This is a genomic window from Ensifer sp. ENS03 (assembly GCF_014852035.1).
GTDB classification, from domain to species: Bacteria; Pseudomonadota; Alphaproteobacteria; order Rhizobiales; family Rhizobiaceae; genus Ensifer; species Ensifer adhaerens.
This window is the reverse complement of the sequence record NZ_JACVAV010000004.1, coordinates 125,026-139,340: the sequence shown is the minus strand read 5'-3', so window position 1 is coordinate 139,340 and position 14,315 is coordinate 125,026. Positions and strand designations below refer to the sequence as shown.

Here is a 14,315-nt window from a genome sequence, read left to right as displayed (position 1 = left end):
CTTATCCTTTCACGGCGCCCGACATCAGCCCGCGAACGAAGTAGCGGCCGGACACGATGTAGACGATGAGCGTTGGCAGGGCGGCGAGGATCGCGCCCGCGAAGTGGACGTTGTATTCCTTGACGCCTGTCGAGGACGAAACGAGGTTGTTCAGCGCGACCGTCATCGGCGTCGAATAGGGTCCCGAGAAGGACGCGCCGAACAGGAAGTCGTTCCAGATGTTGGTGAACTGCCAGATGACCGAGACGACGATGATCGGACCGGAGGACGGCAACAGGATGCGCCAGAAGATCTGGAAGAAGCTGGCGCCGTCGATCTGCGCTGCGCGCACCAGTTCGGTCGGGAAGGCCTCGTAGTAGTTGCGGAAATAGAGCGTCGTGAAGCCGATGCCGTAGATCACATGGACGAAGATCAGGCCCCAGATCGAACCGGCTATCCCAAGGATGCCGAGGATGCGTGCCATCGGGATCAGCACGATCTGGAACGGGATGAAGCACGAGAGCAGCAGCATGCCGAAGAAGATGTTGGCACCGGGAAAGCGCCACTTCGTCAGCACGTAGCCATTGAGTGCGCCGATGATCGTCGAGATTGCTACGGCCGGCACGACCATCAGGATCGAGTTGATGAAGAAGGGTTTCAGGCCGGTCGGCTGCACGCCGATCTGCGCCGTCGACCAGGCCTGAAGCCACGGCTCGACCGTAAAGGTCTGCGGCAGGTTGAGCATGCCGCCCTGGCGGATCTCGTCGAGCGGCTTCACCGAGTTCACCAGCATGACGTAGAGCGGCAACAGCGAATAGAGCGCGAAGAGGATCAGCGCGGTGTAGATCAGTGCGCGGGTGAGGCGGTTGTGCGAAATGATGTTGTCTGGGCTCGGAGCGCTCATCAGCGTCGTGCTCCCCGGATTTCGGAATAGAGATAGGGAACGATGATCGAGAAGATCATCACCAGCATGATGATCGCCGAGGACGCGCCGATGCCCATCTGGTTGCGGGTGAAGGTGTAGGAATACATGAAGGTCGCCGGCAGTTCGGTCGCCTGGCCGGGACCGCCGCCGGTGAGCGCGATGATCAGGTCGTAGGCCTTGATCGCCAGATGCGCGAGCACCACGAATGCGGAGAGAAACACCGGCCGCATCAGGGGAATGATGATCCGGCGATAGATCGTCGAGGTCTTGGCGCCGTCGATCTGCGCTGCCTTGATGATCTCGTTGTCGACGCCGCGAAGGCCCGCAAGGAACATCGCCATGATGAAGCCGGTCGACTGCCACACCGCGGCAATGACGACGCAGTAGATCGCGTAGTTGCGGTCCTTGATCCAGTTGAACGAGAAGCTCTCCCAGCCCCAGAGGTGCATGGTGTTCTCAAGGCCGATGCCGGGATCGAGGAACCACTTCCAGGCCGTTCCGGTCACGATGAACGAGAGTGCCATCGGGTAGAGGTAGATCGGCCGCAGGAAACCTTCGGCCCGGATCTTCTGGTCGAGCAGGATTGCCAGCCCAAGGCCGAGCACGGAGCAGATGGCGATATAGAGCGCGGCGAAGATCGCCAGGTTGCTCACCGCCCGCCACCAGTGCGGCAGCGCCCACAGCTTCGAATAATTGCTTAACCCGACGAAATTGTAGGACGGCAGCATCTTGCTGTCCGTCATCGACAGAAAGCCGGTATAAGCAATAAAGCCATAGACAAAGATCAGGACGATGAGGAAGCTCGGGGCAAGCACCAGCTTCGGTATCAGGTCCTGCAGGCGACTGCGGCTATCCATGAACGTTCACCACTTCTGGCGCGGCCGTCGGGAAATCCCTGATATCGGCATCCGCGCGAGGTTCTGGGTATCAAAGCGCCCCTCCCCGCGTCCTGTTGGCCACGGCGGTTCGACGGCGCCTGCATGTCGGAATAGGGTGTCCGGGGCGCCTAGAGTGCGCCCCGGAGCGAGCCCGTTACTTCGCGGCCTCGACGGCCGAGACCAGTTCCTTGACGGCCTCTTCGGACGTCAGTTCGCCGTTGAACTCGCGCGTCACGACGTCGTAGATCGCGTTCTTGACGGCAGCCGGGTTGGCATGGCCATGGGCCATGGAGCCGAAGAGCTTGCCGTTGGTGTTGGCTTCTGCCAGGTCCTTGATGCCCTTCTTGCCGCAGGCGTCGAAGTCCGTGTCCGGAACGTCGGTGCGGGCCGGGACCGAGCCCTTGACCACGTTGAAGGCCGACTGGAAGGTCGGGCTTTCGATCGCCGAAGCCATGGCGAGCTGGGCCGGAACCTTGTCGTCGGCAACCTTGAACATCGCGAACTGGTCGGAGTTGAAGGTCACGGACCCTTGCGTACCCGGGAAACGCATGCAGACGAAATCGGTGCCCGGCACCTTCTTGGCCTTCAGGAATTCGCCCTTGGCCCAGTCGCCCATGAACTGCAGGCCGGCCTTGTTCTCGATGACCATGGCGGAAGCGAGGTTCCAGTCACGGCCCGAGAAGTTGTCGTCGACATAGGAGCGCAGCTTCGTCATGCGGTCGAAGGCTTCCTTCATCTTGTCGCCGCCGAGCGCTGCCGGGTCGAGATCGATGAAAGCCTGCTTGTAGAAGTCGGTGCCGAGCGAAAGCACGACGGCGTCGAAGATCGTCGCATCCTGCCAGGGCTGGCCGCCGTGGGCGATCGGGGTGATCCCCTGGGCCTTGAAGTTGTCGAGCAGGGCAACCAGTTCGTCCCAGTTGGTCGGCTCCTTGCCGCCAGCCTTGTCGAGGGCGGCCTTGTTGATCCAGACCCAGTTGGTCGAATGCACGTTGACCGGCGCCGCGATCCAGTGGCCGTCATACTTCGAGAATTGCTGCAGGGCGGTCGGGATCACCTTGTCCCAGCCTTCCTTGGAAGCGGTCTCGTCGAGGTTGCCGAGTGCGCCTTCCTTGGCCCAGTCGAGAATGTCGAAGCCGAGCATCTGCACGGCGGTCGGAGCGTTGCCCGCGGTGACGCGAGCGCGCAGAACCGTCATCGCTTCCGTACCGCCACCGCCGGCAACCGGCATGTCGGTCCAGGTGATGCCCTTGCTTTCCAGGTCCTTCTTCAGAACGTCGAGTGCGGCGGCTTCGCCACCGGATGTCCACCAGTGCAGAACTTCCACATTTTCGGCTGCGCGCGCGGCGGTGGCCGCCATCATCAGCGCCACAACGGCCGTCGTCGTCATCAACTTGCGCATCGTTTTCCTCCCGTTTGCAAGTTAACGAGGCGGAACCTCCTCCACCCCGGAATTCGCGCCGCTTCAGCCAGCGGCTGGCCATTTAAAACGTTATAAATTCAGCAAGTCAAGCATTCCGCCATTTTGTATTTTAGCACCTTCGGAACCGTTTGAATTTACTGAATTATATAGCTCACATTAGCTATTGCGGTGCAGCAAGCCATGCCGCGATGCGAGATTTAAAACGTTTTCATGATTCGATTGCCTAAGCCCTCGCACCACGATACAAACACCGCTCCCGCCCGCGTTCAGAAAGACTAGCATTGGCCGATCCCTCCAAGCCCGCCCACGCCGAAGACATTGGTTCTGCCGTCAAGCGCGGCAAGCCGACCCTTCGCACGATCGCGGAAATCACCGGCCTTGCGGTCACCACCGTTTCGCGTGCCCTTTCCGATGCGCCGCAGATCTCGCTCGATACCCGCAAGCGAGTGCGCGAGGTCGCAGACGAGATCGGCTATTCGCCCGACCGGGCCGCCCAGCGCCTGAAGACCGGCCGCACCAATGTCATCGGCGTGCTGCTCGACCCGCACGAGGAAATCCTCGGCTACGGCACCTCGATCATGAGCGGCATCGCCAAGGCACTTCAGGGCACGGCCTACCACCTGATCGTCATGCCGAACTTCCTGAACTCGACCAATGTCGAAGCGGTCAACTACATCACCCGCAACGCGATGGCCGATGGCCTGATCTTCTCGCGCACGGAACCGCTCGATCCCCGGGTCCGATTGCTGTCTGATCTCGGCTTTCCCTTCGTCACCCATGGGCGCACGGAGCTTTCCACCCCACATCCCTATGTCGACTACGACAACTTCACCTTCTCGTACCAGGCGACGAAGCGCCTGATCGCCAAGGGCAGGCGCAAGCCCGCACTGATCAGCGGTCCCGCCGATTTCACCTTTGCCGGCCATCTTCAGCACGGCTTCATGACCGCCGTGCGCGAGGCGGGCTGCGCCTACGAAATCCTCTCGGGCATCGATCTCGACAGCCCGGCAGGCGCCATCCGCGACCGCGTGCGCCAGCGCTATGCCGAGCCCGATCCGCCGGACAGTTTCATGTGCGGCGGCGAAGTCTGCGCGCTCGCAACCATCACCGGCATGAGCGATTGCGGGCTGACGCTCGGACGCGAATACGACATCGTCGCCAAGCAGACCTCGCATCTCCTGAGCGCCATCCAGCCGCAGGTCGAGACGATCTACGAGGACCTGACGGCGACCGGCGAGGACATGGGCCGGGTGCTCCTGCAGAAGATCGGCGGCGAAAGCGACGTCAGCAAGCTGCAGCTGCTGCTCTGTCCGCAGATCCCATCGAGCTTCGGCGCGGCCGGCTGAGGGGGCGAACACGGCACGCAAGGCGGCGTCACGTGACGCTGCCTCCTGCCCCAATGTTCTCCCCATCGTCCGCATGTCCTCTCCTCCCCTGTTTCAGCCTTAGCGCGGCATCCACCAGCCGGTACGCGGCCCCATATGCATGTTGAGCGTCTTGGTCTCGGTGTAATCCTCGACCGAATGCCGGCCGAGTTCGCGGCCGAGGCCGGACTGGCGGTAGCCGCCGAAGGGCAGTTCCGACGCGCCATCCATGAAGGTGTTCATCCAGATGGTGCCGGCGCGCACGCGGCGGCCGATCGTCAGGCAGGTGTCGAAGTCGCGGCTCCACACACCGGCCGAAAGACCATAGTCGATCGCATTGGCGATGCCGATCGCCTCTTCCGTCGTCTCGAAGGTCAGCACCGAGAGAACCGGGCCGAACACTTCTTCGCGCGCCACCGCCATGTCCGGGCGCACGGAAGAAAGGATCGTCGGCGCCATGAACTGGCCCATGCCGAGATCGAGCGCGGTGCCGCCATGGGCAACCGCAGCGCCATCCTTGGAAGCAGCAGAAACATAGCTGGCGATCTTTTCCAGATGCTGCGGCGTGATGATTGCGCCGACCTGGGTTTCCGGATTGAGCGGATCGCCGACCTTCACCTTGGCCGAGAGCTCGGCGATGCGGCGCGTCACCTCGTCGGCGATGTCACGGTGCAGGATCAATCGCGAGCCGGCATTGCAGCATTCGCCGGCATTGAAATAGGCGCCGAAGACGGCGGCATCGATGAATTCGTCGAGATTGGCGTCGGGGAAAACGATCTGCGGGTTCTTGCCGCCGAGTTCCAGCGAGACCTTCTTCAGCGTCTGGGCAGCATTGGCCATGGTCAGGCGGCCGACGCCGGTCGAGCCGGTGAAGGACACCATGTCGACATCCGGATGCGTCGTCATTGGCGCGCCGACCTCCGGCCCCGTGCCGGTGATGATGTTGACCACGCCGGCGGGAACGCCGGCGGCTTCGAGGATTTCACCGAGCAGCAGCGTCGAGGCCGAGGTCAGCTCGGACGGCTTGACGACAGTGGTGCAGCCAGCGGCCAGCGCAAAGGGCAGCTTCTGGCTGACGATCAGGAACGGGAAATTCCAGGGCGTGATGATCGAGACGACACCGATCGCCTCGCGCAGCACGACGCCAAGTGTACCGTCACCGAGCGTGTTGTAGCTTTCGCCATGCAGATCGCGGGCGAGAGCCGCGGCGTAGCGCCAGATATCGGCGGCACCGCCGAGTTCGCCCTTGGCTTGGCTGATCGGCTTGCCGGATTCGATCGCATCGAGATAGGCAAGCTCATCGGCGCGCTCGGCAATGATATCGGCTGCGCGCAAAAGCACCAGCGAACGCTGCGAAGCGGTCATGCGCGGCCAGGTGCCCTCGTCGAAGGCACGGCGTGCGGCAGCAATCGCTTTTTCGGCGTCGGCCTTGGTGCCCGCCTGATAGCGGCTGACGACGACGCCGTGGCCCGGCGCCACGCGCTCGATCGTACGGCCCTCGGCGCTGTCCACCCATTTGCCGCCGATCAGCATCTGGAAGGCGCGAACCTTTTGGCCCTCGATCGGCTTGGGTTTCACGAGCACGGTCATTACCATTCTCCCTTGAATTGGGCTTCACGCTTTTCGGAGAAGGCGGCGACACCTTCCTTGAGGTCGCCGGTCTTGGCGACAAGGATCGAGCCGAGCGCTTCGACTGCGGATCCGTTGTCTTCGCCATTCGCCGAAGCGAGCATCAGTTTCGAAATCTCAAGCGCCGCAGGCCCGCGCTTGGCGACACGCGCCGCGTAATCGCGGGCAGCGGCCAGCACCGTGCCCGTCTCGACGACGGCATCGACCAGACCTTCGCGCAGAGCAGCCTCGGCGGTGAACATCTCGCCGCCAAGCACCATGCGCCTGACGATCTGGGCGCCAAAGCGAGAGACGAGGCGCTGCGTGCCCGACCAGCCGGGAACCATGCCGAGGCTCGTTTCCGGCAGGCCGATCTTGATCTGCGCTTCGGCCAGCCGGATATCGGCCGCCGCCGCCAGTTCCAGCCCGCCGCCAAGCGCATGGCCGTTAAGAGCGGCGATGACGGGCATGCGCAGCGTCGCCAGCCGCTCGAACACGCGATGACCGAACCGTACCCAGTCATGCCCGAAGGCAGGCGCATCCATGCCGCCCCAGGCTTTGATGTCACCGCCGGCCGAAAATGCCTTGCCCTCGCCGGTGAGGATGACGACACGCACATTGCGGTCGGCTTCAATCTCGTCGCAAGCCGATGCCAACGCCTTCAGCATGTCGATATCGAAAGCGTTGAGCTTTTCCGGACGGGCGATCGTCATGATCGCGACAGCATCGTCGACGCCGATGCGGATACGGCCCTCAGCCACGGTCGCCTCCCTGAAGCCGGCGCGCCGGCTTCTTCGGCAGTTCAAGACCAAGCAATGCATCCTGGAACAGACCCGCATCCATGGTCTTCAGTCTGTCGGAAACGATCAGTGGGAATTCCGACTGGTCGAGAATATGCGCCTGCAGGTCGACCCCCGGCGCGATCTCGGTCAGCATCACGCCCTCGGGCGTCAGCTTCATCACGCAGCGCTCGGTGACATAGGTGATGTCCTGGCCCTGCTCGATACCGCGACGGCCTGAGAAGGTGACGTGTTCGACCTCGTTGACCAGCTTCTTCAGCTTGCCTTCCTTTTCGATCACCAGTTTGCCGTCGGCGACCGCGAGCTTGGCGCCGGCATTGAACATGCCGGAGAAGACGATCTTCTTCGCCCGTGCCGTTATGTCGACGAAACCGCCGGCGCCGGCCGTCACATGCGGGCGGAAAGAGAGTTTCGACACGTTGACCGAGCCGTTGCGATCGATCTCAAGGAAGGAGAGCAGCGAGGCATCGAAGCCGGCGCCCTGGAAATAGGTGAACTGGTAGGGCGAGGGCATGAAGGCATCGGCATTGGACGCGCAGCCGAAGGCGAAGTCGAGCAGCGGCACGCCGCCGACAGCGCCCTGCTCGATCACCCAGGTGACCGCACCGTGCAGCCCCTCTTCGAGCAGGATGCGCGGCACATTGGCCGAAATGCCGAAGCCGAGATTGACGGCGCTGCCGGCTTCAAGCTCCTGCGCCACGCGGCGGGCAATGACCTTCTGGATATTGAATTCCGGCACCCGGAAACTGTCGAGCGGCCGGAAGATCTCGCCGGAAATCGCCGGATCGTAAAGCGTCTGGGTCGTCTGTTTCTGGTCGGGATCGACGATGACATAATCCACCAGCACGCCCGGCACGCGCACGTCGTGGGGTTTCAGTGAGCCTTCCTTGGTGATGCGCTTGACCTGGGCAATGACGATGCCGCCATTGTTGCGGGCAGCGAGCGCCTGGTCGAGACCACCGAGATAGGCGCCCTCGTGCTCATAGGTGAGATTGCCGCGCTCGTCCGCCGTCGTCGCGCGGATGATCGCCACTTGCGGCGCGATCGCCTTGAAATAGAGCCAGTCCTCGCCTTCGAACGAGACCTTCTTCACCACAGGCTCAGCCGCGGCCGAAGCATTCATGGCGCAGCCTTCGCGCGACGGATCGACGAAGGTGTCGAGGCCGATCTTGGTCATCACGCCCGGGCGCTTGGCCGCCGCCTCGCGGTGCATGTCGAAGAGGATGCCGGAGGGCACGTTGTAGGCTGCCACTTCGTCAGCGCCGATCATCTGCCAGATCAACGGCGGTTCCGCACTCGACGGACCCGAGGGATAGGAGCCGCCGATGATCTTCTTCAGCAGACCCTTCTTGGCGATATAGTCGACGCCCTTGATGCCGCTCATGTCGCCGGCGGCAATCGGATGCAGCGTCGTCAGGTCGCGTGGGTGGCCGGTCGTCTCGAACCGCTCGCCGATCGCCTTGAGCATCAGATCCGGGCAGCCGAGGCCGCTGGACGAGGAGACCGAAACCACCGCGCCATCCGGGATCAGGGCAGCCGCTTCGGCCGGCGAGATGTGCTTGTTCATCGACATGAGTTCAAAGTCCCGTTTCGATCGCCACGGCCTGGCCGGTGGCCGCCGCCTTGACGACGGCAAGGCCCGTTGCCAGCGACCAGACGCCATCCTCGCCCGTCGCAGATGGACGGCCGTTGCCTTGGGCAGCGGCATGGAAAGCGGAAAGCGCTGTTTCGTAGAGATTGCGGTGGTCGAGGGCGAGCTCGCTCTCGCCATCGGCGTTGCGCAGCGTCACCGTGCCGATCGGCTTCTGCGTCATCACGTTGCGGCCGATCAGCGATCCTTCGGTGCCATGCACCTCAAGACCGGTCTCTGCGTATTTGGTGGTGAAGGCATCGTGGAACTGAGCGATGACGCCGGAGCGGAAGTGGATGACACCCATGACACCATCCTCCAGGCCTTCCTTGCCCATGCCGGCACTGTGACTGATGGCAACGGCCTCGATCGGATCATCGTTGAGGATGAAGCGCATCGTATCGGCGTCATGCACGGTGATGTCGAGAATGACGCCGCCGCCGGCGTCCGGCCTCTCCAGTCGCCAGCCCTGGAGAGGCGGCGGCAGATAGACGGCGTGGAAGACGCGGGCTGCAATCGGCCGGCCGATCCTGCCCTCGGCGATCGCATCGCGCATTGCGCGGTGGCTAGCGGCATTGCGCAGGTGGTGGTTGGTAGCAAGAACGACACCCGCTTCCTGCGCTGCGCTCACCATGTCGCGCGCATCCTCCAGCGTCATCGCCAGCGGCTTCTCGCAGAGCACGTGCTTGCCGGCAGCGATCGCCGCCAGCGTCTGCTCGCGATGCAGTTCATTGGTGGTGGAGACATAGACGGCATCGACATCGGGATCGCCGACGAGTTCGGCAACAGTGGTCACCGACTTGGCGATGCCGTTCTCCTCGGCGTAAGCCGCGCCGCGCTCCGCGCTCGTGCTCATGACGGAGACGACCTCGCCTCCGGCGGCGCGGATTGCGCCGATCACCCATTCGCGCGCAATCGTGCTTGCGCCGATCAGACCCCACCGTGTCATGCCAGTGCCTCCCTTTTTCTCTCGACTGCTGCGCCGCAGCTCTGGCGAACGACGAGACGAACCGAACCGACGATCGCTTCCGGCTCCGCCTTACCGGCCTTGATCTGCTTCAACAGCAGTTCGGCCGCCCGTTGGCCCATGCCTTGCGGATCGACGGACACCGTCGTCAGCGCCGGAACTGCTGTCTTCGCCTCGATCACGTCGTCGAAACCGATAACGGCGAAATCGGCACCCGGCTCAAGCCGCCGGGCCCTCAGGCCATCGCAGACGCCGAAAGCGACCGCATCATTGAAGCAGAGTGCGGCCGTCGGCCGGTCGGCGAGCATCATCGCCTGCTCCACCGCCGTCACCCCGCCGGCACGCGACGGCGCCGAACCGATGATCAGCGATTCCGAAACCGGCATGCCGGCCTCGACGAGCGCATCGCGGTAGCCGCGCATGCGCGCCTCGAAGACGGCGGTGTCGGAAAAGCCGCCGAGGAAGGCGATGCGCTGGTGACCACGTTCGATCAGATGACGCACCGCGGCCACGGCACCAGCGTGGTTGTCGGAGATCAGCGAAGAGACATTTGCACCGGCAATATCGCGGACGACGAGCACGACGGGAATGCCGCTCTCGACCAAAGGCGCAAGATCGGCCGCTTCGGTGCCACGCGCCGGCGAAATGATCAGGCCGGAAACGCCATGCTCGCGCATCGACGCGACCACTTCGCGCTGGCGCTCGATCTTTTCGCCGGTATTGGCAAGAAACTGCACGAAGCCTGCCGATTGCACGACCGCATCGACGCCGACGGCGAGTTCCGCAAAGAAGCTGTTGGTGAGATCGTTGACGACGATGCCGATGATCTTGGACTTCGATTGCCGAAGATTGGCAGCACCGCGATTATAGACATAGCCGAGATCGCGGATGGCGGCATTCACCTTGGCGCGCGTCGCCTCATTGACGAGCGAGCTGCCCTGAAGAACGAGCGACACGGTCGACTTCGACACGCCGGCAGCGTGCGCAATATCGATGACCGTTACCCTCTCCTTGACCACAGCATCCTCCCGAATTCTTCTGCCTGCTTTCTTCTTTCATAATTGGAACGTTCCAATTTCGTCAAGAGTTGGTTGATCACTTTTTTCCCGTCCAGCCGCGCTCGGTCTAGACAAAAGGCACCTTGAGAAGCGTCGCGATCTGCGGTTTGACGGATTATTTAATTGAATTTCAATGATATTATTGGAGATCCGCAATCGCCTGGAGGAGGATCGCCTCGCCTGAAAAACATTGCCGCTTGCCATTTGGAACGATCCAAAGTATTCCAAGACAAACGTCCGCGGAGGAGACCAACCCCAATGACAAGCCTGACGCTGCCGCGCCAAGACGGCTCGCTTGAACAGTATCGCCTGACCGGAACGCCGATCGAACGGCCCAACACGCCGCCGACCTTCAACCGCATCGCCTATGCGGCCGCCCATGTGGTCTCGGATCCGCTCAAGGATCTCGATCCCTGGGGCAACCCGGCGATCGACTGGGACGCGACGATGGCGTTTCGCCATCACCTCTGGAGCCTGGGTTTCAAAATCGCCGAGGCGATGGACACCGCCCAACGCGGCATGGGCCTTGCCTGGCCGGGCGCGCAGGAGCTGATCCGCCGATCGCTCAGCGATGCGCGGCAGGTAGCGGGCGCCGATCTTGCCTGTGGCGCCGGCACCGACCATCTTGCGCCCACCGATGCACGCTCGCTTGACGATGTGATTGCCGCCTATGAGGAACAGGTCGGCTTCGTCGAAGGCGAGGGGGGCAGGGCGATCATGATGGCAAGCCGGGCGCTCGCCCGCGTCGCGCGATCGGCCGACGACTATCGCCTCGTCTATGGCCGCATCCTCGGCCAGACCAGGCACAAGGTGGTGTTGCATTGGCTCGGCGACATGTTCGATCCGCAACTTCGGGGCTATTGGGGTTCGGAGAATTTCGACCAGGCGCTCGATACGGTGCTCTCAATCATCGAAGCCAACCGCGACAAGGTCGAAGGCATCAAGATTTCGCTGCTCGACAACGCCAAGGAAGTGGCACTGCGCAATCGCCTGCCCGAAGGCGTGCTCTGCTTTACCGGCGACGACTTCAACTATGCCGAGCTGATCGAGGGCGACGGCACGAAGTACAGCCACGCGCTGCTCGGCATCTTCGATGCGGTGGCGCCCTCCGCCTCCAAGGCACTCGCGGCGCTGGCGAAGGACGATCTCGCCACCTTCCGCGGCGTGATCGAGCCGACCGTGCCCCTGTCCCGCAAGATCTTCGAGGCGCCGACACAGTATTACAAGGCCGGAGTCGTTCTCCTCGCCTGGCTGAACGGCCACCAGCGCCACTTCACCATGCCCGCCGGCATGCAGTCCGCCCGCGGGGTGCTGCACTACGCCGATATCTTCCGCCTCGCCGACCGCGCCAATGTGCTCGACCGGCCGGAACTGGCGCTCCAGAGAATGAAAAGCCTGCTATCGACCCTCGGCGTGGACCAAAGCGCCTGAGAAAGAGCGGCGCTTGAGAAATGACAGACGGCGCCTTCCGGGCGCCGTCTGTTTTCGATCGGGAGCCGGGCAGGGACCGGCCGGATGATCAGAATGTTGCCGTTAGGCTCATCCAGAAGCGGCGGCCTTCCATAACCGTGTTGAAATCGGTCTGCTCGACTTCCTTGTCGAAGAGATTGTAGACCGCGGCGTTCAGCGTCAGGCCCTCGCCGACATCATATTTCGTGCCGATATCGACCGTCGTAAAGGCGTCGTACTTGCGGCCCTGCTGGCCGTTGATCGTCACCGGCTTGCCGTTGGTGCCGATGCGCGGGCCGGCGGCGATCTCTTCGCCGTGATAGTTGACGGAAGCCCAGGCTTCTAGCCCTTCGACCGGCGTGTACCAATCAGCCCTGAGATTGGCCATGTGTTCCGGCGTTCGCGCCAGCGGGAAGCCGGCAAAGGTGCCGGTCTTCTGTTCGGACTGCGTGTAGGTGTAGCTCGCGCGAAGTGTCAGATCCGGCGTCGCATTCCAGGTCGCGGTCAGCTCGACGCCCTGAATGATCGCGTCGTCGATATTGTAGTTGTACCAGAGGCGGTAGTTCGGGTCCTCGCTCCAGCGCACCGGATTGCCGGCCGAATCCAGCACCATCGAGTTGGAGATCTTGTTCCGGAAATCCGTATAGAAATAGGTACCGCCGAGAATGACGTCGCCATTGTCCCAAACCGCGCCGATTTCATAGCTCGTGCTCGATTCGGCCTTCAGGTTCGGGTCGGCGATGATCACGCCGCAGGTGCCGGTCGGACCATAGGAGCAACCGCCACCGCCGGTCGTATAGGCATAACCCGGCGCGATGCTGCGGATATCGGGCGCACGGAAGCCGGTGGAAATGCCGCCCTTTACCGTCAGCATGTCGGTCGCGTTCCAGACGCCGTAGATGCGCGGGCTCAAGTGGTAGCCATATTCCTCATGATGATCGAGACGCAGGCCCGTGGTCAGCGCGAAGTCATCGACCATGCGCCATTCGTCTTCGGCAAACAGCGCCCATTGCGTCGCCGAGAAGGTCTCGTTCAAGCCCGTGCGTCGACCCGGGTTCTGGTCGGAAAGCCGCGCCTCGAAATATTGCCCGCCAGTCACCAGCGTGTGGCTGCCGCCGAGATCGATGGGGGTGGTGAACTTGCCGTCGATGACGGTGTTGCGCACCTCGGGCGCGCGCGGCTGCTTGACGAAGCGACCGTCTGCCTGGCTGTAGTTGTAGGTCCGGCGCTCCGCCCATTCCTGCAGGATGGAGAAGTCAGACGTCGTCGGTCCCCAGCGCCCCGTATGGGAGAACGACCAGTGATCGCGGTCGTTGTCGTTGTAGGTGCTGACCGCGCGCGGTCCAGGCTCGATCGTCTTGCCGACATTGGCATCGCGGCGAAGCCGTGCGGTCCCGCCTTCGAGGAAGAAGTCATAATCCTCGTTCGGCGTATAGGAAAGCCGCGCAGTCAGATCGTGTTCCTTCGAACCGGTGATGCCGGAAAGGAACCTGTCCTCACTGCGCTTCAGGCCGCGGCCCCAGATCTGTACGCCGAGCGTGTCTTTCAGGATCGGCCCGCTGGTATAGAACGACATTTGGCCCGAATTGCCGAACTGCTTGTGCTGCTGCATCGTGCCGTCGGTGGTAAACGAGCCGGTCCAGCTGTCGGCGACCTTGCGGGTGATGATGTTGATGACCCCACCCATGGCATCGGAACCGTAGAGCGACGACATCGGCCCACGGACGATCTCGATACGCTCGATGGCGGCGGCCGGCGGAATGAAGCTCTGCTCGAAACCGGAGTTGCCATTGGTGCGCGCGTCACGCGTGCTCTGGCGCTTTCCGTCGACAAGAATCAGCGTGTAGGAGCCGGGCAGGCCGCGGATGAAGATGTCGCGCTCGTTGGCGACACCGGTCACCGCAACCCCTTGCGCGTCGCGAAGCGCATCGGTGAGATCGCGGAACGACCGCTTTTGCAGGTCTTCGCCCGAGATCACCGTGATGCTCGCCGGCGCATCCTTGACGTTTTGCTCGAACCCGGTCGCCGTCACCACAATCTGCTCGAGTTCGGTCGCCTTCTCCTTTTCCTTGGCCTTCTGTGCCAAGGCTTCCGTCGGCACCGTCAGCGCCGTGCCGGCGAGGCAGGCGCAGACGAAACGACGTGGCCATCCGGCCGAGCCGCACCGGTTCCAGCGGGCCCCTTGCCGCTGCCCCTCGGTTTCGGTCTCAGGCCCCATCCGCTTCATCATCTTCGCC

Annotated in this window: 11 protein-coding genes; 2 read left to right on the top strand and 9 right to left on the bottom strand. The window is 62.9% G+C overall.

Annotated features, from left to right (window positions below):
* Position 1 precedes the first annotated feature (1 nt).
* The 3 genes from IB263_RS17035 to IB263_RS17025 all read right to left on the bottom strand — a co-directional run bounded on the left by IB263_RS17035 (position 2) and on the right by IB263_RS17025 (position 3,169).
* Positions 2-883, bottom strand: coding sequence for a carbohydrate ABC transporter permease (locus IB263_RS17035; RefSeq protein ID WP_034803016.1), 882 nt, complete (start codon positions 881-883; stop codon positions 2-4).
* Positions 883-1,761, bottom strand: a complete 879-nt coding sequence (locus IB263_RS17030) for a carbohydrate ABC transporter permease (protein ID WP_060521497.1) — start codon at positions 1,759-1,761, stop codon at positions 883-885. The genes IB263_RS17035 and IB263_RS17030 overlap by 1 nt, the downstream gene beginning before the upstream one ends.
* 175 nt (positions 1,762-1,936) lie before the next feature.
* Positions 1,937-3,169, bottom strand: a complete 1,233-nt coding sequence (locus IB263_RS17025; protein WP_370689582.1) for an ABC transporter substrate-binding protein — start codon at positions 3,167-3,169, stop codon at positions 1,937-1,939.
* Between the two features lie 314 nt (positions 3,170-3,483).
* Between IB263_RS17025 and IB263_RS17020 the strand changes: the two genes are divergently transcribed.
* Positions 3,484-4,548, top strand: a complete 1,065-nt coding sequence (locus IB263_RS17020) for a LacI family transcriptional regulator (RefSeq protein ID WP_034803036.1) — start codon at positions 3,484-3,486, stop codon at positions 4,546-4,548.
* Positions 4,549-4,647: 99 nt separating this feature from the next.
* Here IB263_RS17020 and IB263_RS17015 read toward each other — a convergent pair whose 3' ends face one another.
* The 5 genes from IB263_RS17015 to IB263_RS16995 are packed head-to-tail and all read right to left on the bottom strand — an operon-like array spanning position 4,648 to position 10,590.
* The gene (locus IB263_RS17015; RefSeq protein WP_192438744.1) at positions 4,648-6,156 is read right to left on the bottom strand and encodes an aldehyde dehydrogenase family protein; all 1,509 of its coding nucleotides are present in this window, start codon (positions 6,154-6,156) and stop codon (positions 4,648-4,650) included.
* Positions 6,156-6,935: an enoyl-CoA hydratase/isomerase family protein gene (locus tag IB263_RS17010; protein WP_371814134.1), complete on the bottom strand. Its 780-nt coding sequence runs from the start codon at positions 6,933-6,935 to the stop codon at positions 6,156-6,158. Before IB263_RS17010 ends, IB263_RS17015 begins: the two co-directional genes overlap by 1 nt.
* Positions 6,928-8,547: an acyl CoA:acetate/3-ketoacid CoA transferase gene (locus IB263_RS17005; protein ID WP_192438742.1), complete on the bottom strand. Its 1,620-nt coding sequence runs from the start codon at positions 8,545-8,547 to the stop codon at positions 6,928-6,930. The genes IB263_RS17010 and IB263_RS17005 overlap by 8 nt, the downstream gene beginning before the upstream one ends.
* 4 nt (positions 8,548-8,551) lie before the next feature.
* Positions 8,552-9,553: a Gfo/Idh/MocA family protein gene (locus tag IB263_RS17000; RefSeq protein ID WP_192438741.1), complete on the bottom strand. Its 1,002-nt coding sequence runs from the start codon at positions 9,551-9,553 to the stop codon at positions 8,552-8,554.
* The gene (locus IB263_RS16995; protein ID WP_034803047.1) at positions 9,550-10,590 is read right to left on the bottom strand and encodes a LacI family DNA-binding transcriptional regulator; all 1,041 of its coding nucleotides are present in this window, start codon (positions 10,588-10,590) and stop codon (positions 9,550-9,552) included. The genes IB263_RS17000 and IB263_RS16995 overlap by 4 nt, the downstream gene beginning before the upstream one ends.
* Before the next feature lie 297 nt (positions 10,591-10,887).
* Between IB263_RS16995 and IB263_RS16990 the strand changes: the two genes are divergently transcribed.
* The gene (locus IB263_RS16990) at positions 10,888-12,060 is read left to right on the top strand and encodes a dihydrodipicolinate synthase family protein (RefSeq protein ID WP_192438740.1); all 1,173 of its coding nucleotides are present in this window, start codon (positions 10,888-10,890) and stop codon (positions 12,058-12,060) included.
* 88 nt (positions 12,061-12,148) lie between these two features.
* On the opposite strand, the gene IB263_RS16985 is transcribed toward IB263_RS16990, so the two are convergent.
* Positions 12,149-14,308, bottom strand: coding sequence for a TonB-dependent receptor domain-containing protein (locus IB263_RS16985; RefSeq protein ID WP_246811032.1), 2,160 nt, complete (start codon positions 14,306-14,308; stop codon positions 12,149-12,151).
* Between the last annotated feature and the right edge of the window lie 7 nt (positions 14,309-14,315).